Annotated in this window: 21 protein-coding genes; 16 read left to right on the forward strand and 5 right to left on the reverse strand. The window is 61.8% G+C overall.

Annotated elements, in window-relative coordinates:
- Positions 1-107 precede the first annotated feature (107 nt).
- The 5 genes from FHT70_RS06390 to FHT70_RS06410 all read left to right on the forward strand — a co-directional run bounded on the left by FHT70_RS06390 (position 108) and on the right by FHT70_RS06410 (position 6,405).
- Positions 108-2,162 (forward strand): LysM peptidoglycan-binding domain-containing protein, encoded by a 2,055-nt coding sequence (locus tag FHT70_RS06390; RefSeq protein WP_183699622.1) that lies wholly within the window; start codon positions 108-110, stop codon positions 2,160-2,162.
- Between the two features lie 209 nt (positions 2,163-2,371).
- Complete coding sequence (locus FHT70_RS06395) at positions 2,372-4,249, forward strand: ABC transporter ATP-binding protein/permease (protein WP_097598504.1); 1,878 nt, start codon at positions 2,372-2,374, stop codon at positions 4,247-4,249.
- Between the two features lie 136 nt (positions 4,250-4,385).
- On the forward strand, positions 4,386-5,084 hold the full coding sequence (locus FHT70_RS06400; protein ID WP_097598505.1) for a phosphatidylserine decarboxylase: 699 nt from the start codon (positions 4,386-4,388) through the stop codon (positions 5,082-5,084).
- Between the two features lie 51 nt (positions 5,085-5,135).
- Entirely contained in the window at positions 5,136-5,981 is an 846-nt protein-coding gene (pssA, locus tag FHT70_RS06405) for a CDP-diacylglycerol--serine O-phosphatidyltransferase (protein ID WP_085777610.1), read from the forward strand.
- A 277-nt stretch (positions 5,982-6,258) separates the two neighbouring features.
- A complete protein-coding gene (locus tag FHT70_RS06410; protein WP_176536258.1) occupies positions 6,259-6,405 on the forward strand; it encodes a hypothetical protein in 147 nt (48 codons plus the stop codon).
- 140 nt (positions 6,406-6,545) lie between these two features.
- Here FHT70_RS06410 and FHT70_RS06415 read toward each other — a convergent pair whose 3' ends face one another.
- Complete coding sequence (locus FHT70_RS06415; RefSeq protein ID WP_183699624.1) at positions 6,546-7,310, reverse strand: SOS response-associated peptidase; 765 nt, start codon at positions 7,308-7,310, stop codon at positions 6,546-6,548.
- Between the two features lie 64 nt (positions 7,311-7,374).
- On the reverse strand, positions 7,375-7,695 hold the full coding sequence (locus FHT70_RS06420) for a YnfA family protein (RefSeq protein WP_183699626.1): 321 nt from the start codon (positions 7,693-7,695) through the stop codon (positions 7,375-7,377).
- Positions 7,696-7,878: 183 nt separating this feature from the next.
- Between FHT70_RS06420 and FHT70_RS06425 the strand changes: the two genes are divergently transcribed.
- From FHT70_RS06425 to FHT70_RS06460, 8 genes are all read left to right on the forward strand, one after another.
- Positions 7,879-8,295, forward strand: a complete 417-nt coding sequence (locus FHT70_RS06425) for an NUDIX domain-containing protein (protein ID WP_085859061.1) — start codon at positions 7,879-7,881, stop codon at positions 8,293-8,295.
- A 58-nt stretch (positions 8,296-8,353) separates the two neighbouring features.
- Complete coding sequence (locus tag FHT70_RS06430) at positions 8,354-8,776, forward strand: TIGR02301 family protein (RefSeq protein WP_085777606.1); 423 nt, start codon at positions 8,354-8,356, stop codon at positions 8,774-8,776.
- A 103-nt stretch (positions 8,777-8,879) separates the two neighbouring features.
- Positions 8,880-9,137, forward strand: a complete 258-nt coding sequence (locus tag FHT70_RS06435) for a hypothetical protein (protein WP_020920882.1) — start codon at positions 8,880-8,882, stop codon at positions 9,135-9,137.
- A gap of 16 nt (positions 9,138-9,153) precedes the next feature.
- Positions 9,154-9,909 (forward strand): hypothetical protein, encoded by a 756-nt coding sequence (locus FHT70_RS06440; protein ID WP_183699628.1) that lies wholly within the window; start codon positions 9,154-9,156, stop codon positions 9,907-9,909.
- A 96-nt stretch (positions 9,910-10,005) separates the two neighbouring features.
- Positions 10,006-10,851 carry a folate-binding protein YgfZ gene (locus tag FHT70_RS06445; RefSeq protein WP_183699630.1) on the forward strand — a complete coding sequence of 282 codons (846 nt, stop codon included), beginning with the start codon at positions 10,006-10,008 and terminating at the stop codon, positions 10,849-10,851.
- Positions 10,852-10,880: 29 nt separating this feature from the next.
- On the forward strand, positions 10,881-11,453 hold the full coding sequence (locus FHT70_RS06450) for an HD family hydrolase (RefSeq protein ID WP_085780026.1): 573 nt from the start codon (positions 10,881-10,883) through the stop codon (positions 11,451-11,453).
- A complete protein-coding gene (locus tag FHT70_RS06455; RefSeq protein WP_183699632.1) occupies positions 11,450-11,980 on the forward strand; it encodes a tyrosine phosphatase family protein in 531 nt (176 codons plus the stop codon). The genes FHT70_RS06450 and FHT70_RS06455 overlap by 4 nt, the downstream gene beginning before the upstream one ends.
- Before the next feature lie 58 nt (positions 11,981-12,038).
- The gene (locus FHT70_RS06460; protein ID WP_183699634.1) at positions 12,039-12,920 is read left to right on the forward strand and encodes a mechanosensitive ion channel domain-containing protein; all 882 of its coding nucleotides are present in this window, start codon (positions 12,039-12,041) and stop codon (positions 12,918-12,920) included.
- 28 nt (positions 12,921-12,948) lie between these two features.
- Here FHT70_RS06460 and FHT70_RS06465 read toward each other — a convergent pair whose 3' ends face one another.
- Both FHT70_RS06465 and FHT70_RS06470 read right to left on the reverse strand, forming a co-directional pair.
- A complete protein-coding gene (locus tag FHT70_RS06465; RefSeq protein ID WP_183699636.1) occupies positions 12,949-13,464 on the reverse strand; it encodes a superoxide dismutase family protein in 516 nt (171 codons plus the stop codon).
- A gap of 124 nt (positions 13,465-13,588) precedes the next feature.
- Positions 13,589-13,930 (reverse strand): hypothetical protein, encoded by a 342-nt coding sequence (locus FHT70_RS06470; RefSeq protein WP_246721760.1) that lies wholly within the window; start codon positions 13,928-13,930, stop codon positions 13,589-13,591.
- 423 nt (positions 13,931-14,353) lie between these two features.
- Between FHT70_RS06470 and FHT70_RS06475 the strand changes: the two genes are divergently transcribed.
- The 3 genes from FHT70_RS06475 (at position 14,354) to FHT70_RS06485 (ending at position 17,928) form a co-directional block, all read left to right on the forward strand.
- A complete protein-coding gene (locus FHT70_RS06475; protein ID WP_183699640.1) occupies positions 14,354-16,258 on the forward strand; it encodes an EAL domain-containing protein in 1,905 nt (634 codons plus the stop codon).
- Between the two features lie 143 nt (positions 16,259-16,401).
- Positions 16,402-17,046: an HD domain-containing protein gene (locus tag FHT70_RS06480; protein WP_183699642.1), complete on the forward strand. Its 645-nt coding sequence runs from the start codon at positions 16,402-16,404 to the stop codon at positions 17,044-17,046.
- 24 nt (positions 17,047-17,070) lie between these two features.
- Complete coding sequence (locus tag FHT70_RS06485) at positions 17,071-17,928, forward strand: MOSC domain-containing protein (protein ID WP_183699644.1); 858 nt, start codon at positions 17,071-17,073, stop codon at positions 17,926-17,928.
- Positions 17,929-18,032: 104 nt separating this feature from the next.
- Here the strand turns inward: FHT70_RS06485 and FHT70_RS06490 are convergent, their stop codons facing one another.
- The gene (locus tag FHT70_RS06490) at positions 18,033-19,037 is read right to left on the reverse strand and encodes an aldo/keto reductase (protein WP_183699646.1); all 1,005 of its coding nucleotides are present in this window, start codon (positions 19,035-19,037) and stop codon (positions 18,033-18,035) included.
- Positions 19,038-19,060: the final 23 nt, after the last annotated feature.

The following is a 19,060-nucleotide window of genomic DNA, read 5'->3' on the forward strand; positions in this document are numbered from 1 at the left end:
AAAAGCAGCCTGCCTAGCTTGCGAAATTGCGTTGAATGCTTGTGAAAAGCATCGGAAATCGCTAGCAATTTCGGTTACTACGGCAAATTGCCGCCTTGGGAGACATAATGATGAAGAACCGTGCCGGCTTGCTGGCCCTTGCAGTGCTCGTAATCGCAATCCTACTGATGGTATTCTTCGTCATGCCGCGCATCGGCAGCGATGCATCCAAAGTCGGCGACGCCATCAACCAGGCGGGCACGGAGCTCAAGAACACGGTTAACGAAGCGGCAAAGACATCACGCTCTGCCGTGGCCGACTCGACTGGGGTCGCCGATCAGGTCAGACGCCTCTCGGCCGATGCCGGCGTGGCGCTCGGCGAGCTGAAGGCGCTGTTTGCCGACGGCAAAGGCCCGGCCATTGATGTCTTCACCGCCGCCAAGACCAAGGCCGTCAATGCGCTCACCGCACTTGTCGGCTTCACCGTTCCCGAGGGCATCGATCCCGCAACACAAGCCATTGCCGCCAAGGCCAAGGAAGGCGGCGCCAAGGCGCTCGCCATCGTGCAGTCGCTGCCGGAAAATATGGCGGATGCGCCTGCCGCGATTTCCAGGGCCGAAGCTGCGCTGACCGGTGCGCCCGAACCAGCCTCTGCCGCGACCCCGGCGGCCGCAAATACCGGCCCTAAACTTCCGGCCTTCGACGTCCTGCGTGTCGAGCCTGATGGATCGACCGTCATCGCCGGCTCCGCCGAGCCGAACGGCAAGCTCGAAGTGCTCGACGGCGAAAAGGTGGTGACGACGGCCAACGTCGGTCCGAGCGGCGATTTCGCGGCCGTCCTCGACGATCCGCTTCCGGCCGGCGACCACCAGCTCGTGCTCAAGGTAACGGACAAGGATGGCAAGACCGCGCTTTCCGAAGAAGTCGCCACCGTTTCCGTGCCGAAGGACGGCAATGCCGCCAATCTGCTCGCCATGGTCTCCAAGCCCGGCGCGGCGAGCCGCATCATCACTGCGCCGACAGGGGACACCGAAGTCGCCGACGCCTCCAATCCGTTGGCGCCGGCTGCGGACAAGCCGGCAACTGGCGGGTCCGCTGCAGCCGACGCGCCTGCCGCAACAGTAGCGCCGACCGGTGAGCTGGCGCTGCAGACGCCTCGTCTGCCCGACGCCTCCGCTGCCGGCACAGATGCGACACCGGCCGTTCCAGGTGCTGGCGAAACCGACAAGGCCACCGCGCCCGATGTGATGGTCAACGCCGTCGAGATCGAGGGCAACAAGATCTTCATTGCCGGCACGGCGCGCGCCAACGCAAAGGTCCTCGGCTATGCCGACGACAGCCTTGTCGGCCAGGACACGGCCGGTCCCGACGGCCATTTCGTCATCGATGGCGTCGCGGCGCTTTCGGTCGGCGATCATAAGATTCGCGTCGACGTCGTCGATTCCGCGGGCAAGGTGATCGTGCGGGCCGCAGTGAACTTCAATCGCCCGGCGGGCGACCAGGTGCGGGTTGCCGCTCAAGCCGGCCCCGCCGATGCAAATGGTGCTGCCTCGATGGTGCCGCTCGACGAGGGTGAACTCGGCAAGCTCAAGGCCGAAGCCGGCAAGGCGTTCGGGCTCTTGAAGGGGCTGTTTGCCGATGGCCAGCTGCCCGGCGCCGAACAGCTGGCGGCGGCGCGCTCAGCAACGGAATTCGCGCTGCGCTCTGTCGCAGACTTCCGCCCGGCGGCGGATGCGTCCGACAGCTTCAAGCAAGCCTCAGGCGCCTCCTCGCAGACCGCCGCCAAGGCGCTGAAACTGCTGCAGGATCTGCCGAAGGACGCAAAATCGGTCGGCGCCGGGCTCGACGGGCTGGGTGCAATCATCGGTGAATTGACCGACACGCCCGCACCGGCCGCGCCCGCCGCAAACGATGTTGTGAGCAATCAGCCGAAGACGATCGAGCAGGCACCGCTGACGGCAAACAATGCGGCGGTCATCATCCGCCGCGGCGATACGTTGTGGCAGATCTCCCGCCGGACCTATGGGCTCGGCGTGCGTTATACGACGATCTACATCGCCAATGAGGACAAGATCATCGACCCGGATCGTATCCGTCCCGGGCAGATTTTCGGCCTGCCGAAGGACGCGCTGCCGAACGCCGAGGAGCTGCACCGCAAGCGGCTCTCCAAGCAGCACCTCTGAAAGGCCGCTCCTTAAGCGCAACGCGAGTTGATGAAGCCGGGCAGGAGAAACGCCCGGCCTCACTTTTCCCGGCCCCCGCACGTGTTGTATTCCTCGGCCCGACGCCCTATCTGCCGGTGGCGGTTCGGGATTCAGGTAAGCGCTTCAGGTGCGCCCCTGCCCCCGCCTTGCCGGACATCGAAGAAAATCATCCGGACTGGAGACACGGCATGGCAAACGGCAAGACAGTCTCGGAATCCCACCTGCTGCGGACGCTTTTCAACCTCTGGCCCTATATGTGGCCGGCCGGGCGAACTGACCTCAAGATGCGGGTCGTCTGGGCGTCGGTCTATCTGCTGATTTCCAAGTTCGTCCTGCTGCTCGTCCCCTACTTCTTCAAATGGTCCACCGATGCGCTGAACGGCAGGATGGACCTTGCCGGCACGGTACCGCCGCTGCTTGCCGGCGCCGTAGCCCTTGTCATTGCCTATAACGTCACCCGGTTGATCCAGCTCGGCCTCAACCAGTTGCGCGACGCGCTCTTTGCCAGCGTCGGGCAACATGCGGTGCGCCAGCTCGCCTACAAGACCTTCGTGCACATGCACGAGCTGTCGCTGCGCTTCCATCTGGAGCGAAAGACCGGCGGCCTGTCACGCATCATCGAGCGCGGCACCAAGGGCATCGAGACGATCGTGCGCTTCACGATCCTCAATTCCGTTCCGACCGTGATCGAATTCCTGCTGACGGCGGTTATCTTCTGGTGGGGCTACGGCTTTTCCTATCTTGCGGTCACCGCCTTCACCGTCTGGGCCTATATCTGGTTCACGATCCGTGCATCCGACTGGCGCATCGCCATCCGCCGCTCGATGAACGACAGCGACACCGACGCCAACACCAAGGCGATCGACTCTCTCCTCAATTTCGAAACCGTCAAATATTTCGGCAATGAGGAAATGGAGGCCAAACGCTTCGACAAGTCGATGGAGCGCTACGAGAAAGCGGCGACCGATGTCTGGACCTCGCTCGGCTGGCTGAACTTCGGCCAGGGCGTCATTTTCGGCATCGGCACGACCATCATGCTGGTGCTGTCGGCGCTGGCGGTGCAACGCGGCGATCAGACGGTCGGCGATTTCGTCTTCGTCAATTCGATGCTGCTGCAGCTTTCCGTGCCGCTCAATTTCATCGGTTTCGTCTACCGGGAAATCCGGCAGGGTCTGACAGATATCGAGCAGATGTTCGATTTGCTCGAGGTGAAGGCCGAGGTCAAGGACGCCCCCGACGCTGCCGAGCTTCGAATCCGCCAGGGCGCGATCTCCTTCAAGGATGTGCACTTCGCTTACGATCCGGCCCGTCCGATTCTGAAAGGCATTTCTTTCGATGTGCCGGCCGGCAAGACGGTCGCCGTCGTCGGGCCGTCGGGCGCCGGCAAATCGACGCTGTCGCGCCTGCTCTATCGTTTCTACGATATCCAGAGCGGCGCGATCACCATCGATGGCGAGGATATCCGCACGGTGACGCAGAAAAGCCTGCGATCGGCGATCGGCATGGTGCCGCAGGATACCGTGCTGTTCAACGACACGGTCGCCTACAATATCCGCTACGGCCGCACATCGGCGAGCGATGGCGAGGTGTTTGCAGCGGCCGAGGTGGCGCAGATCGCCCATTTCATCGAGGCGCTGCCCGAAGGCTTCGAGACCAAGGTCGGCGAGCGCGGGCTCAAGCTTTCCGGCGGCGAGAAACAGCGTGTGGCGATCGCCCGCACCATCCTCAAGGCGCCGCCGATCCTGATCCTCGACGAGGCAACTTCAGCGCTCGACACCACCACGGAACGAGAAATCCAGACAGCCCTGGACGTGGTTTCGAAGAATAGGACGACCTTGGTCATCGCCCACCGGCTCTCGACCGTCATCGGCGCCGATGAGATCATCGTGCTCAAAAGCGGTGAGATCGCCGAGCGCGGCACGCACGCCGCCCTCCTCGAAAGGAACGGCCTCTATGCCTCGATGTGGAACCGCCAGCGCGAGGCGACACAGGCGGAGGAGCATCTGAAGCAGGTGCGCGAAAGCGACGAGATGGGCGTCATCACGCGGCTTGCCCCGGCAAGCTGAAGCGAACACCGATAGCGGCGCCGGCTTTTATTGTTCAGAACTGCGGCGGCGGAACCGAGGCCAGGGCCGGAGCATTGCTCAGGAGCTGGTTTTTCGCTAACCAGCAAAAAATGACAACGCAAGGAGACCGGCAGCCATGAGCCTGTTCAACACGGTTCGCAACACGATCGTGCCCGTGCATAAGGAAGGCTACCCCTTCGTCGCCGCCTTCTTCGTTGCATCTCTGGTGCTGGGCTGGATCTTCAAGCCGCTCTTCTGGATCGGCATGATCTTTACGCTCTGGTGCGCCTATTTCTTCCGTGATCCCGAGCGGGTGACCCCGCAGGACGACGATCTCGTGATCTCTCCCGCCGACGGCAAGGTCTCGGCGATCCAGATGGTTACCCCGCCGGCAGAGCTCAACCTCGGCTCCGAGCCGATGCTGCGCATCTCGGTCTTCATGAACGTTTTCAACTGCCATGTGAACCGGGCGCCGATGCGCGGGCGTATCGTCAGCATCAACTACCGCTCCGGCAGCTTCGTCAATGCCGAGCTCGACAAGGCGAGCGAGGACAACGAGCGCAACGGGCTGGTGATCGAAACCCGGCACGGCCAGATCGGCGTCGTGCAGATCGCCGGCCTCGTGGCGCGGCGTATCCTTTGCTGGGCAAACACCAACGAGCCGCTGGACGCCGGCGAACGTTTCGGGCTGATCCGTTTCGGCTCGCGGCTCGACGTGTTCCTGCCCGCCGGTGCGGCGCCACGCGTCTCGCTCGGCCAGACGGCGATTGCCGGGGAAACCGTGATTGCCGAATTTGCCTCGGCCAAGGGTCCGGTGATCAGCCGCCGAAGCTAAAGCGCTGCCGCGCCTTTGCCGGAATTGCTCAAGGAACGATTGGAACGCGACATGGAAACACCCTTTCCGCCTTTCGAGCCAAACGGGCCGGATGATTCCGCCCGGGGTCCGCGCCTGCGAGAGATTCCGCTTCGCCTCGTCTTTCCGAACCTCATCACCATTCTGGCGATCTGCGCCGGGTTGACGGGCATCCGGCTCGCTTTCGAGAACCGTTACGAGCTCGCCGTCGCGATGGTGCTGCTCGCCGCCTTCCTCGACGGCATCGACGGGCGCGTGGCGCGGCTGATGAAGGCGACTTCGAAGTTCGGCGCGCAGATGGATTCGCTTGCCGATATCGTCAATTTCGGCGTCGCGCCCGCGCTCGTCGTTTACGTTTTTGCTCTCGATCAGGCTCGTTCGCTCGGCTGGATTGCCGCCTTGATCTATGCGATTGCCGCCGGGCTTCGCCTTGCCCGCTTCAATGTCATGGCCGAGCGCGAAAACAAGGCGAGCTGGCAATCGGAATATTTTGTCGGAGTGCCCGCGCCGGCCGGCGCCATGCTGGTGCTGCTGCCAGTCTATCTTGGCTTCCTCGGTCTGGCGACGGACCGCACCTTCGCCTATCTCTCGTCGATCTATACCGTCGCCATCGCCTTCCTGCTGATCAGCCGGCTGCCGGTCTGGTCGGGCAAATCGGAAGGCAACCGCTTGCGGCGCGATCTGGTGCTGCCGATGATGCTCGGCGTCGTGCTCTATGTGGCTCTGCTGATGAGCTACACGTGGGAGGTGATGGTCTTTACCGTTGCCGCCTATCTCATATCGCTCCCCTTCGGCGCACGCAGATGGCGGCGGAAATATGGGACCCTGACGATCGAGGAACCCGGCGTCGGCGACGACGATATTGGCCGGCACATCTGACCTCCGCGCGCTTCCGAATTCTCCCGCATCACCGAAATGCTTCTCTCCATGTTGTGGCCCCGGATATACGCTGCGCGTTGCCTGGGGAAAACCGCTTTGCGGTTTTTTGGAACCGCTCCCTTCAGTAAGTATTAACCAACGTAGGCTTCAGTTAAGCCTCGCGAATTATGGTGGCCGTTCACAAATCCTGATAGGCGACGCCGCCGTTTTGTCGCTATTTCTGACCAAATAGCAAAATACAAAAATACTCAGGGAAGCAACACGCAAGGAGAGTATCGTGACTTCGAAGAAGAGCAGTGCCGGCGAACAACAGGCGGCCAAGCCAGACCTCGCCGCCAACTATCGCCCGGTCGGCTTGAAGGCCGTTGCCGCGGCATCATTGATGACAAAGAACAAGCCGGACGGCGTCAAGAAATCCGCTTGAGGTGCCGAGCTTCGAACGGCACATCCGCGCTTCACGTTTTGCGGCATGCCGTCATCCCAAGACTGCGGCATGCTTGGTGACGTGCCTCCGGCATTGCGGGTAAGCCGAGCAGGCCGCGGTGCCGGAAGCGCTGCGCCGTTTTAGAGAAAACTCAGCTGGCCGTGATCCGGCTTTTGTTTCGCAGGCGCCTCAGGCGGTCTTTCGACGACAACCGGCTCTTGCAGGTCCGGCCCCATATTGGCAACCTTGTTGACCTTGTCGGAAACCGGGATAGCCTCGAAGAAATCGCCCTGAGCAGGCTGCATCAGGTCGACCACCTCGCGCGGTTCCTGCGTCTTGCAATCGAGCCAGCGCGAGAAGTCCTCCGGTTTGATGACGACAGGCATGCGATCGTGGATCGCGGAGATGTCCGCATTGGCTGACGTCGTCAGGATCGCACCGGTATCGACCTCCGAGCCATCGGCCGAGGACCATGTCTCCATCAGCCCGGCAAAGGCGACAACCCCGCCCCGGCGCGGCCTGATCCAATAGGCCTGCGACTTGCCGCCGCTCTCCCTGGAGGGGCGATGCCATTCGTAAAAACCTGAGGCCGGAATAAGCACGCGGCGATGACGCATCGCCGCTCGAAACGAGGCCTTGCCGATCGCGGTCTCGGCGCGCGCGTTGATCAGCAGCGGGAAATCCCTCGGATCCTTGACCCAACCTGGCGTGAAGCCCCATCGCACGAGAACGGCGCGACGATCGGGCAGATTGCTGCCCCGCTCCCGGCCCTCGCCTGCCATGACCACGAGGATCGGCTGCGTCGGGGCGATGTTGTAGCGCGCCGGGAAGTCCTCGAGATCGAGACCGGAGAAGAAGTCGCGCAGGTCGGCGCTGGAACTTGTCAGGGCGAAACGTCCACACATCGTCCTGTCTTTGCAGCCGGCCCGAGTCCGGTCAAGGCGCGTTGCATGCTTTTGCGTGACGGTTTCAGGCGCGCGGCGCAAAGAGGATGACGCTCGCCCCGGCAAGGCAGATCAGTCCGCCGCCGATATCAAAACGATCGGGCACCCGGCCTTCGATCAGCCACAGCCAGGAGAGCGAAGCAAGAATGTAGATGCCGCCATAGGCTGCGAAGGTTCGACCGGCGGCATCGCTCGGCACCAGCGTCAGAAGCCAGGCGAAAAGCGCAAGCGAGATCATGCCCGGCGCCAGCCACCAGATCGGTTTCTCAAGCTTGAGCCATGCCCAGAAGGTGAAGCAGCCGGCGATCTCGAAAACGGCGGCAAACGCGTAAATGATATAGGTCACGCAAAGCCCTTTCGAATATTTTTTGCCTCCTTGTTGCACAGATGTCGTTATTTCGCGAACCGCTGCGCAATTTTTTGGGGCTTGTCTTGGGAGCTATCCCACAGGAAAATCGGGCCGGCCCGCAGCCGCGATCCGCAATCATCAGCCCGTCAGATCGAATAGGCCGTCACAGCAAGAGCAGCCATGACCTCCACCGCTAAAGCCGCCTCCTCCGCCATTCTCGAACGCGACGGGCGATTCCTTCTGGTATTGCGACGCAACCCGCCCTCTGCCGACATGTATGCCTTTCCCGGCGGCCGCGCCGAGCCGGGCGAAACGCCGGAGCAGACCGCGCTGCGCGAGTTCCGCGAGGAAACCGGCATCTCGGCGCACAATCCGCGGCTGTTCTCTACCTATGACCTCAAGACGCATGGGCCGGATGGCAGCATCAGGAGCCATTTCTTCCTGTCAGTCTTTTGCGTCGACGCCGACCGGGAAATGGTGGCGGAAGCCGCCGACGATGCGGCGGCGCTCGGCTGGTATACGGTAGAGGAGATCCGGCGACTGCCTGTGCCGCAAAGCGTGCTCGAATGCGCGGAACGGCTGGCGGGCGGTGAATAGAAGTGGAAACTTTCAGACGCGCCTTGTTGCCGTCACGCTCAACGTATCAAGTGGAAGCATGATTCCCGTTCGACGCGTTGTCCTGTCCCTGCTCGTGCTTGCCGGGCCCACCATGGCTCAGGGTAAGAATACGGCGCCTGCGCAGGAGGAGATTGCGCCGCCGGTCGCGGCCGTGCCCGTGCCCTATGACGACAAGCTGGCGCGGCTCGCCGAAGTGCTGGGTTCGGTGCATTATCTGAGAACGCTCTGCAAGGCGGCGGGCGGCGATGAGTGGCGGGAAGGCATGAAGCAGTTGCTCGATTCGGAGACGGGTAACGAGCCGCAGCGCAAGGAAAGGTTGACTGCGGCCTTCAATCGCGGGTATCGCGCCTTCGCCTCCGTCTATACGGATTGCACCCCGGCGGCCATCGTGGCAGAAGAGCGCTACCGTAACGAAGGTGCAACACTCGCCACAGAAATTACTTCGCGCTTTGGAAATTGACATTTAATTAACCTGTTTTCGCATGCGGACGTGTCGTTTTGGGAAAAGGCTGTTAGTGTTATTAACGGTGCAGTAAGACATGAGAAGTTCTGAGGAAAAGACAATGGAAGCAAGCCTCAACGACATCGACGACATGATCGTCCACGAAAAGATGCAGGCGGCTCTGGAGTACCAGAACGAGGCTTGGGCCGACGGCATGGCCGATGGGATCGAGCCGGAGATCATAGCTGATGCCGCCATCGCGCATGCCCTGCGCGAAACCATCCGATTGCACGGGGAAAACAGCGCCGAAGCTCTGCTCGATTCGCTGCGCGACCGTATGCTTGCCGGCGAATTCTCCGCCAACCGCACCCTGCAATAATTATTCAGAGAGTTCGATGCCCATCGGTAAAGAGAAAGTTTCGCGAATTCGGCTCGCGCCGGTGTTGCTTGCGTTCAGCCTTGCCGCCGGCAATGCCTTCCTCGCGCCCTCGGCCTATGCGCTTTCCGAACTCCATAAGATCCCCGGCCAAGCCCCCAACGAGGCGCCGCCCGCACAGGGAAGTGCTGAGGGGGAGAACCAGCCCCAGGGCACCACCCCCGGCGTTCCCATGGCCGAGCCGCTGGTCAACAGCCAGAACAGTGAGGGCGTCGACAAGACGCCGGGCGCCCAGGACGCATCCAAGCCGGTCGAGGTAATTTACGACATCAACAAGGCGCCCGAGCCGGTTCGCAAAATGCGCCAACAGATTGTCGAGGCCGCCGCTTCCGGCGATCTCGAACGGTTGCGACCGCTGATGGGCACCGGCAAAGACCAGACGCAGGTGACGGTGGGTGAAGCAACCGACGACCCGATCGGCACGCTGAAAGATCTCTCCGGCGATCCCGACGGAGATGAAATTCTAGCCATCATGCTCGATATCGTCTCGACCGGTTTCGTTCATGTCGGCCAAGGCACAGCCGACGATATGTATGTCTGGCCCTATTTTGCCGAGAAGGATCTGAAGTCGCTGACACCGCCGGAGCGAGTCGAGCTGTTGCGCATCGTGACCGCCGGCGACCTTTCCGACATGCAGGAATTCGGTGGCTATAATTTCTACCGCCTCGGCATTACGCCTGACGGCAAGTGGAAGTTCTTCACAGCGGGCGACTGACGCCGCCTCGCATGCGCCTTCCGCATGTCGCATGACCTTGCGATCCACTCCACGAAGTCATACCTCTGAGCGATGACCAACGCGACAGGTTCCGCCATGCCAGCCGTATTCCTGAAAGACCGCCCACTGCTCTCCGTCGGCGGCGCGGACGCCCAATCCTTCCTGCAGAACCTGATCACCACCGATATTGTTTCGCTTGCGCCCGATGAGGCGCGGCCTGGAGCACTGCTGACGCCGCAGGGGAAGATCCTGTTCGATTTCATGGTCTGGCGGGACTGCGACGGCTACATGATTGAAACGGATGCGGCCCAGCTCGAAGGGCTGGCGAAGCGGCTGACGATGTACAGGCTGCGGGCCGCCGTTACGCTTACGCCTCAGCCTGAGAATGGCATTACCGTTTGCTGGGGCGAGGATGCTGATCGCATCGGAGGTGCCCGAGACAGCCGCTTCGCCAAGGCAGGTGTCCCGCTGCGCCGCCGGGCAGGAAAGCATGGCGATGATGCGCTGTCACTCTATGAGAGCTTGCGCATCCGCCACGGTATCGTCACCTCGGGATCCGACTTTGCCCTGCAGGACGCCTTCCCGCATGACGTGCTGATGGACCTGAACGGCGGCCTCTCCTTCAAGAAAGGCTGCTATGTCGGCCAGGAGGTCGTCTCGCGCATGCAGCACCGCGGCACTGCGCGCCGGCGAGTTGTCACCGTGTCCGCCGCTACGGCCTTGCCTCTAGCGGGCACGGAGATCACCGCCGCCGGCAAGCCGGTGGGGACACTCGGTTCGGTCGAGGGAGGCAGCGGGCTTGCGATCGTGCGAATCGACCGCGCCGGTGCTGCAATGGCGGAAGGCACGCCGCTGCTGGCCGGCCAAACGCCGGTTTCTCTCGCCCTGCCGCAATGGTCCGGACTTGTCTTTCCCACCAGCGCAGACGAGGCCAGCGCGTGACGGCCAAAGCTCCGCGTGCCTGGCAACGCATGCTGTCCGGGCGCAGGCTCGACCTGCTCGACCCCTCGCCGCTCGATGTCGAACTCGCCGATATCGCCCATGGTCTCGCGCGCGTAGCACGCTGGAACGGCCAGACATCGGGCGATCATGCCTTTTCGGTGGCGCAGCACAGCCTCGTCGTCGAAGATATTTTCCGCCGTTTCAACAATGCGCGGCCGGAGGAATGTCTGATGGCGCTGCTCCATGACGCGCCTGAATATGTGATCGGCGACATGATCTCGCCGTTCAAATCCGTGGTCGGTGGCGGCTACAAGGCGGTGGAAATGCGGCTGGAGGCCGCCGTGCACCTGCGCTTCGGCCTGCCGCCTCACCCATCGCGCGATCTCAAGGACCGGATCAAGAAGGCCGACACGATCGCGGCTTATTTCGAGGCGACGGTACTTGCCGGCTTCACGCCCGCCGAGGCGCAGAAATTCTTCGGCCAGCCGCGCGGCATCAGCAAGGAGATGTTGCTGATCGAACCTTTGCCGGCGCTGGAAGCCCAGCGGCTGTTCTGCGAGCGCTTTGCGGCGATCGAGGCCGAGCGGGGGATGGTATCGTGAGCTTGATCGTCGTCTCGCCGCTCTCGCGCATCGCCGAAATGGCGGTGCGCCACAAGGCGCGTGACATGATCAGCCTGATCGCCAAAGAACAGGCCTTTCATCGGCCGGGTGTGATCGCGCCCGATCGTCACCTGACGCTTTCGATGAACGACATCACCTTCAAGGGCACGGGCGGTCTCGTGGCGCCTGACGAAACGCATGTACAGGCGATCATCGAGTTTGCCGCATCGTGGCGGCAGGAGACCCCGCTGCTCATCCATTGCTGGATGGGCGTGTCGCGATCACCGGCCGCGGCACTCATCGCCGCTCTGTCGATCGCGCCGGATCAGGACGAGGAAGAGCTTGTCCGTCGGCTGCGCGCCGCTTCACCTTTCGCAACTCCGAACACCCGGCTGGTCGAGATCGGTGACACCTTGCTTAGCCGCGGCGGCCGGCTGGTTGCGGCGGTAAGGGCGATCGGGCGTGGCGCCGATGCGGACGGCAATGCGCCCTTCCTGCTGGCGATCCGGAACCCTGTCTGCGGTTGACGCTGCTGGCGTCTGCTCCATCTTGGCCTCGACCTCGCAATCTCCACAGGGCCAGATCATGGAACAACAAGCAGCCGATGTCCTTCTCGCCACCCGCACGGCACTTAGCCAGGCAAGCGCACTTGCAGTCCAATATTCCTTCTCCATTCTCGGGGCGTTGATCCTGCTCGTCATCGGTTGGGCGCTGGCCGGCTTTGTCAGCCGCTGGGCCTATGAGGGCCTGTCACGCATCCATGGCATCGACGAGACACTGGCGCGATTCTTCACCAATGTGGTGCGTTATGCGCTTCTGATTCTGGTGTTCATCACCGTGCTCGGCCAATTCGGCGTCCAGACCGCCTCGATCATCGCCGCCCTCGGCGCAGCCGGCCTGGCGATCGGGCTGGCGCTGCAAGGGACACTACAGAATATCGCGGCCGGCATCATGCTCCTGATCCTCAGGCCGTTTCGGGTCGGCGAATATATCGAAACCAGCAGCGTGGCCGGCACGGTGCGCGAGGTCGGATTGTTTGCGACTGAACTCAGAACCGGCGACGGGCTCTATCGGCTGGCGCCGAATTCAACGCTGTGGAACACGCCGATAACCAACTTCAGCCGTGAGCCTACGCGGCAGAACGACTTGAAAATCAACATTTCTCGTGAAGACGACCTCGATCAGGCGATGGAGACCTTGATGGGCATTGCCAAAGGCAACCCAAGGGTGCTGCCGTCACCGGCACCCAGCGTTTTCATCGACGCGCTCGGTGACAGCACGATATCGCTAACGCTACGCTACTGGGCAAAGACCGGTGACTGGTGGCAGGTCAGCCGCGACATGGTGAAGCGGGTAAAACTTGCCTTTGACGAAAAGGGCGATCCGGCCGCTGTGCGGGACGGTGGAAATTCCGCGCTGGGAAAAAGGTCTAACGGCACGGCGGCGGAAGAGCCAACACGGCAGTGAAACATTGCAGCGCGGGGCGATCGTCGGCCTATTCGACCACGCCGCAAGCAAGTCTTTCCCCGGCGCCACCGGAAGGCTGACTGCGATAATCGTCGGAATTGGCGTGCACCATCAATGCGCGGCCGCGAATGCCATCTTTCTTGCCATCGAGCGTGACCATGCCATCGAAGATCTGAGCTCTGAGCACGCCATCCTGTCCAACATACTGGTTGGGCATGTCGCCGGCATGCGGCCCCTTGGCGGCGAGAATGCCGTGTTCGGCAGAGCCCGGGTTGAAATGACCGCCTGCCGATTCGTAATGGCTTGCCGCGTCGCAGCGGCCGGTTTCGTGAACATGAAAGGCCACCCATTTATTCGCCGGCAGCCCCGATATCTCCACTTCGATTAGAACGCCGCCATTGGCGGCGGCCGTCAATTGGGCCCGACCATTTTCCTTGCCGTCCTCGCCGACGAAATTGGCGACCGCCGTCTGCTTGTCCTGGGCACTTGCCGGCAAGGCAAGGGCCAGCAGGCTCAGGGCGGCGATGATGCGCATGGCTTTCATGGAGATCTCCTTCCGTCCGGATGTCCTTCTGAACGTCTCAGCCCGGAAGGTGTTCCTCTGCGGAGCATCCAATGAGAAAAGCCGACCAACGGGCCGGCTTCAGATCACGTGAACGATGCTATCGTCAGGCGACGGCGTCGAAATCGAACTGGCCGTAGGTGTTGCGGTAGAGATCGTCGGATTGGCTGCCGGTCGCAGACGCGCTCTGCTGCAGCGGATAGGGCACGGCGATGCTGCTTGTCGTGCCGCTGTCGTGGGTATCCATCATCAGCGCAATCAGACTGCCGGAAAATTTGGGCTGAGTCTCGCTGCCCATGTCTTCCTCCAGGAGTTCCTTGATGATGCCTGGCTTCTCATCGGCGGCACGTTCGCCGCGGCTCAATACGCCGTCGCCGTTTAGATCTAGCCGTGAAAGTGTCGCAAGATACGCATATGACGTGCCTGAAACGGATGTGGTGCGGGTCATACAAACCTCCATTCACCGCCTTTTGCCGGTGGTGTTTGTACGCAATACGAGGTGGGAAATCACTGTTGACTCGGTGGTTAAACTGATTTGCGCAGTGCGTCAATAAGTTGTTAACTACTCGTTAACAATGGTTGACAGAAATTAATGGAGCGCGCTCGAACCGGGTTTCCGCTGCTGCCCGCCCCGGTATTCCAGTAATTTCCAATATGGAAAGCAACCTGTCTGACGACGTGCACTTCTGCTGCACTGCAACCGAATATTAATCCGCCCGCTCCAAAATAGTCATCAGGCATTACCCGTACGTCACTCATAAAAATTGATTTCAATGGTTTCTCTGAGAAAGGTTTTCATGTCCGGTATTTTGAGGCACGTCCATCAGACGCGGACGGCTCTTGCTATTGCCGTCAGCCAAGATGCTTTCCCATGAAGGCTGAAGCGCTCTTCTGGCGGCAATGCACAGAGGCTGTCATGGCCGACGGATCAATTGACGCGCAGCGTCTGATGGAGCTGGTGATCGCAACCTACCGCGGCCATGAAAGCGACTATGATGCAATCGAGAGAAGTGCGGAAACCCTTCAAAAGGAAAACCAGACGCTGAGAGGGAATCTATCGGCGCTCAGTCAAGCGTTCGACGGACAGAAAAAACTCTTCGAGATCGTCCTGAACAACCTGCCGCTCGGCCTCAGCGTTTTCGACGCCGGCCAGCGGCTGACGCTTTACAATATCCGCTTCCCTCAGCTCTTCGGACTGACGCCGGAAGATATCGCCGCGGGCGCGACGATTGCCGAACTCATCGGCAAAATGCGCGGCAACGAAAGCACCGCCTCCAAAAGCGTCCGGCGGACAGCGCGACCTTCCCTCGCCAAGGCAGAAAGCAGCAGCATCCGCCGACGCGAATGGCAGATGCATGATGGCCGCATCATTCAAAGCGTGGTGACCATCCTCTCCGACGGCAGCAGCATCGCCATTCATGCCGATATCACCGAGGATCGAAAGGCCGCCCAGCGCATCACCTATCTCGCCCATCACGATCCCCTGACGGGTCTTCCCAATCGGATGTATTTCCGCGAGCAGGTCGATGCGACGCTCGCCGAGCGCAAGCCGCACGAGCAGATCGCCCTCGTCCATCTCAATCTCGACCGCTTCAAATCGATCAACAACACGATCGGCGTATCGGTCGGCGACAAGATCCTGCAGCAGGTTGCGGAGCGCATCCGAGCTTCGGCTGGATCGGAAAACACGCTGGCGCGCCTCGGTTCGGACGAATTCGCCATCCTGCAGACGGGTAAGCAGCAGCCTAAAAACGTGACGGTGCTGGCCGACCAAATCCGCCGCGCGCTTTCCGAGCCATTCCTGAATGGCGAGAAACAGGTGACGCTCAGCGTCTCCATGGGTATTGCAATCGCTCCTGAGAACGGCGGGGAAACCGATATCCTGCTGAAAAATGCCGGCGTGGCGCTGTCGCATGCCAAGGCGGACGGACGCAAGCGCGAGCGCTTCTTCACCGGCGAAATGGAAGCGCAAATGCAGTTGCGCCATGCGCTGGAGGCAGATCTTCGAGCCGCCGTCGAGAACGGGGAATTCGAGTTGCATTACCAGCCGCTTTACGATCTTGCCGAGCGGCGGATCTGCGGTTTCGAAGCGTTGATCCGCTGGAACCATCCGTTCCGAGGCCGAGTGCCGCCGATGGATTTCATTCCGCTTGCCGAGGAGGTCGGCCTCGTCGTTGATATCGGCCGCTGGGTTTTACGCCAGGCCTGCAGGGATGCGGCCCAATGGCCGGAAAACATCAAGGTCGCAGTCAATGTTTCGGCGATCCAGTTCCGCAGCGGCAACCTGACGCAGGACGTCAGCGAAGCGCTTGCCGCCGCCGGGCTCTCGCCATCGCGGCTCGAACTGGAAATCACCGAGAGCGTGCTGATGGAAAACCTCAGCGAGGTGCTGCCGATCCTGCATGCCCTGAAGGACCGCGACATCCGCATCTCGATGGACGATTTCGGCACCGGATATTCCTCGCTGAGCTATCTCTCCAGCTTTCCCTTCGACAAGATCAAGATCGACAAATCCTTCGTGAACGACATCGTCGACAGCAAGGAAGCGCATGCAATCATGCGCGCAATCATCCTGCTCGGCGATGCTCTCGGCATGCGCGTCACCGTCGAAGGCGTCGAGACGGCGGCCCAGCTGACGCTGCTCGAAAGCGAGGAATGCGACGAGATCCAGGGCTATCACATCAGTCCGCCGCGCCCGGTCCGTGACGTGCCCCATCTTCTCTCCCCGCCGCCGAAGAGCAGCGGCGCGCCAGCTTTTCAGACGCTCGAGCGCTGACCTCCCTCGATTGCGACTCGCACGTTGAGCCGCTACAAACCGGCTTCGATATCTCCGTTTTTCGTAGCGGCGTCTTCCTGTGAAGCTCCCTTTGCTTTCGGCCGGCGCTCCTCGACGTTTTTCTTCCGACAAGAGGTGGCACAATGTTCGAGGCCGAAGCCTTCTCCCCTCATGAAACGCTCGCAGCGGCGCTGATCGCACACGCCGCCGAAGGCGACGACGGCTCACACGATCTTGCCCATATCTTGCGCGTCTTCAGGAACGCCATGCGCATCCATGCGGGAGAAGGCGGAGATGGGCGCATCCTTGCCGCCGCCGTGCTGCTGCACGACTGCGTCGCCGTCGAGAAGAACTCACCCTTGCGGGCAAAAGCATCGGCCTTGGCGGCGGAAAAGGCTTCAGTGATCCTTTCCGAACTCGGCTGGAGCGAAGCGGATATCGAAGCCGCGGCCCACGCCATCACCGCTCATAGTTTTTCCGCCGGGGTGGCGCCGCAGACGCTCGAGGCGAAGATCCTGCGGGATGCCGACCGGCTGGACGCGATCGGCATGGTCGGCGTCGCACGCTGCTTCTATATCGGCGGACGAATGGGATCGGGACTCTACGATCCCTTCGACCCCGCGGCAACGAACCGGCCCTTCGACGACAAGCGTTATGCCATTGACCACTTCCAGACGAAGCTGTTCAAACTGGCGGAGGGATTCCAGACCGAGACCGGCCGCCGGATTGCGGCCGCGCGCGACAAGAGCCTACGCGATTTTCTCGCGGCGTTCATGGATGAAATCTAGAGAACTATATCCAGGGAGAACGGCATGCGCATAAGCGACCTCTTCATATACCCGCTCAAGAGCGCTCGCGCCATTGCGCTGCCCGCCGCCGATATTGGCGCCGAGGGGCTTGCCGGCGACCGGCGGGCGATGATTACCGATTTGAACGGTCACTTCATCACCCAGCGCGAACTGCCGGACCTCGCGCGCATCGAGATCCGTCCGGAACCCGGCGCCTTTCGGCTGCTGATGCAGGGAAAGTCTGAGCTAGCGGTGCCTCCGCCTCGGCCTGAAGTCCGCATGGATGTGACCGTATGGAAATCGACCGTCAGCGCCGCGGTCGCCGATCCCGACAGCAACAGGCAGCTTTCCGAATGGCTCGGCCGCGAGGTGCGGCTGGTCTTCTTCGACGGGCAGGCACGGCGGACGGCGAACGCCGAATGGGCCGGCGAAGGCTCGCCCGTCACCTTTACCGACGGATACCAGATCCTGGTGACGACGACGGGCTCACTGAAGGCGCTGAATGCCGATCTCGCCGCGCATGGCGAAGGCAGCGTCGGAATGGAACGTTTCCGTCCGAACATCGTCATAGACATCGACGAGGCATGGCCGGAGGATCGCTGGGCGGCGATCGAAATATCAGGCGTTCGTTTCGATCTCGTCAAACCTTGCTCCCGCTGCATCATGACGACGCAGAACCAGTTGACCGGTTCACGCGAGGGGCCGAACCCGATGCCGGCCATGGGTCGCATCCGCATGTCTGCCGACCGGCGTGTGCCAGGGCCGCTCTTTGGCTGGAACGTCACGCCTCGCGGCAGCGGACGAATCGCCATCGGCGACGAGGTGAAGATCATCGAGGCGCGCCCGGAGGGCTGGGCGATGAAGGTTCGCGCACGAGAGTAGGTTGAATTGCGGAAGGGCTGAGGGCGCTTTTTGTCCCTTATACATCACAACATTCTCCCTCATTGCTGTGACAGGCACAGGAATGAGGGAGCGTGGGGAGAGTTTCACCGTCTCTCACCCATGCCGAGTGCGGCGTCGATAGCCGCCATGACGTCAGCCGACAGCGGTCCCTTTTCCAGTGCGCCGGCATTTTCCTCCACCTGGCTGATTGTGCGGAAGCCCGGAATGGGGAAAGTGCGCGGCGACCTCGCCAGGAGCCAGGCGAGCGCGCCCTGTGTCAGCGTGCGGCCGCCTGACGTCAGGAGATCGCGGACGGCATCGAGCCTTGCGGCAAATTCCGGAGCCATGCGCCCGTCCTTGAAATAGACCATCCAGGGGAGTGCCGCACCGCGGACATCCTTGGCGCCCACTACCTTGTCGGAGGTGAACTTGCCGGTGAGCAGCCCCATGGCCAGCGGACCGCGATTGATGGAAATCAGGCCCTTCCCTTCGATCACAGCGATCATCTCCGGCACCGGATCGAAGACGTTCATCGTATGCTGGACCGAGACAAAGCCGGCGCGGCCGGCATGGCGGGCGGCGCGATCGGGAAAATCGGTGCTCCAGCCGAATGCGTCGATCTTGCCTTCGGCTCGCAGCGCCTCCAGCGTATCGAAGACAGCATCCGACTGTTCCAGCGGAAAATCATTGATATGAAACTGTAGCAGATCAAGGCGATCGCGCTTGAGACGGCGCAGCGATGTCTCGACCGAGCTGCGAATGAACGCCTCATCGGCGAAGGCGCCAATTGCCTGCTTCGTCTCCGGATCGGTCGCGAAGCCGAATTTGGTGGCGACGATGATGTCGTCACGATTGCCGACCGCCCGGCCGAGCACCTCTTCCGAGTGGCCGGCGCCGTAGTTCGAGGCAGTATCGAAGAAGCGGATGCCGAGCGCGATGGCGCGATCGATCGCTTCGACGGATTCATTGTCGTCGACTTCGCCCCAACCAAGCGGCGTGTCACCAGCGAAGAAAGGGCCGCCGATTGCCCAGCACCCCATGCCGAGGCGCGGGATTTCGCGACCGTTCCAGAGCGTGATCGTCGTCGGTGATGCGGTCTTGGTCAGCATGGAATCCTCCTTCATTGGCAATC

The organism is Rhizobium sp. BK049 (genome assembly GCF_014193135.1).
In the GTDB taxonomy this organism is placed as follows: domain Bacteria; phylum Pseudomonadota; class Alphaproteobacteria; order Rhizobiales; family Rhizobiaceae; genus Rhizobium.

What these genes read in the sequence shown, in the direction of transcription:
- FHT70_RS06470 (WP_246721760.1), bottom strand. Translation starts at nt 13,930, where the DNA reads ATGACCCGCACCACATCCGTTTCAGGCACGTCATATGCGTATCTTGCG.
- FHT70_RS06475 (WP_183699640.1), top strand. Translation starts at nt 14,354, where the DNA reads ATGAAGGCTGAAGCGCTCTTCTGGCGGCAATGCACAGAGGCTGTCATG.
- FHT70_RS06485 (WP_183699644.1), top strand. Translation starts at nt 17,071, where the DNA reads ATGCGCATAAGCGACCTCTTCATATACCCGCTCAAGAGCGCTCGCGCC.
- FHT70_RS06460 (WP_183699634.1), top strand. Translation starts at nt 12,039, where the DNA reads ATGGAACAACAAGCAGCCGATGTCCTTCTCGCCACCCGCACGGCACTT.
- pssA (WP_085777610.1), top strand. Translation starts at nt 5,136, where the DNA reads ATGGAAACACCCTTTCCGCCTTTCGAGCCAAACGGGCCGGATGATTCC.
- FHT70_RS06450 (WP_085780026.1), top strand. Translation starts at nt 10,881, where the DNA reads ATGCTGTCCGGGCGCAGGCTCGACCTGCTCGACCCCTCGCCGCTCGAT.
- FHT70_RS06400 (WP_097598505.1), top strand. Translation starts at nt 4,386, where the DNA reads ATGAGCCTGTTCAACACGGTTCGCAACACGATCGTGCCCGTGCATAAG.
- FHT70_RS06395 (WP_097598504.1), top strand. Translation starts at nt 2,372, where the DNA reads ATGGCAAACGGCAAGACAGTCTCGGAATCCCACCTGCTGCGGACGCTT.
- FHT70_RS06480 (WP_183699642.1), top strand. Translation starts at nt 16,402, where the DNA reads ATGTTCGAGGCCGAAGCCTTCTCCCCTCATGAAACGCTCGCAGCGGCG.
- FHT70_RS06440 (WP_183699628.1), top strand. Translation starts at nt 9,154, where the DNA reads ATGCCCATCGGTAAAGAGAAAGTTTCGCGAATTCGGCTCGCGCCGGTG.
- FHT70_RS06415 (WP_183699624.1), bottom strand. Translation starts at nt 7,310, where the DNA reads ATGTGTGGACGTTTCGCCCTGACAAGTTCCAGCGCCGACCTGCGCGAC.
- FHT70_RS06465 (WP_183699636.1), bottom strand. Translation starts at nt 13,464, where the DNA reads ATGAAAGCCATGCGCATCATCGCCGCCCTGAGCCTGCTGGCCCTTGCC.
- FHT70_RS06435 (WP_020920882.1), top strand. Translation starts at nt 8,880, where the DNA reads ATGGAAGCAAGCCTCAACGACATCGACGACATGATCGTCCACGAAAAG.
- FHT70_RS06390 (WP_183699622.1), top strand. Translation starts at nt 108, where the DNA reads ATGATGAAGAACCGTGCCGGCTTGCTGGCCCTTGCAGTGCTCGTAATC.
- FHT70_RS06490 (WP_183699646.1), bottom strand. Translation starts at nt 19,037, where the DNA reads ATGCTGACCAAGACCGCATCACCGACGACGATCACGCTCTGGAACGGT.
- FHT70_RS06430 (WP_085777606.1), top strand. Translation starts at nt 8,354, where the DNA reads ATGATTCCCGTTCGACGCGTTGTCCTGTCCCTGCTCGTGCTTGCCGGG.
- FHT70_RS06425 (WP_085859061.1), top strand. Translation starts at nt 7,879, where the DNA reads ATGACCTCCACCGCTAAAGCCGCCTCCTCCGCCATTCTCGAACGCGAC.
- FHT70_RS06445 (WP_183699630.1), top strand. Translation starts at nt 10,006, where the DNA reads ATGCCAGCCGTATTCCTGAAAGACCGCCCACTGCTCTCCGTCGGCGGC.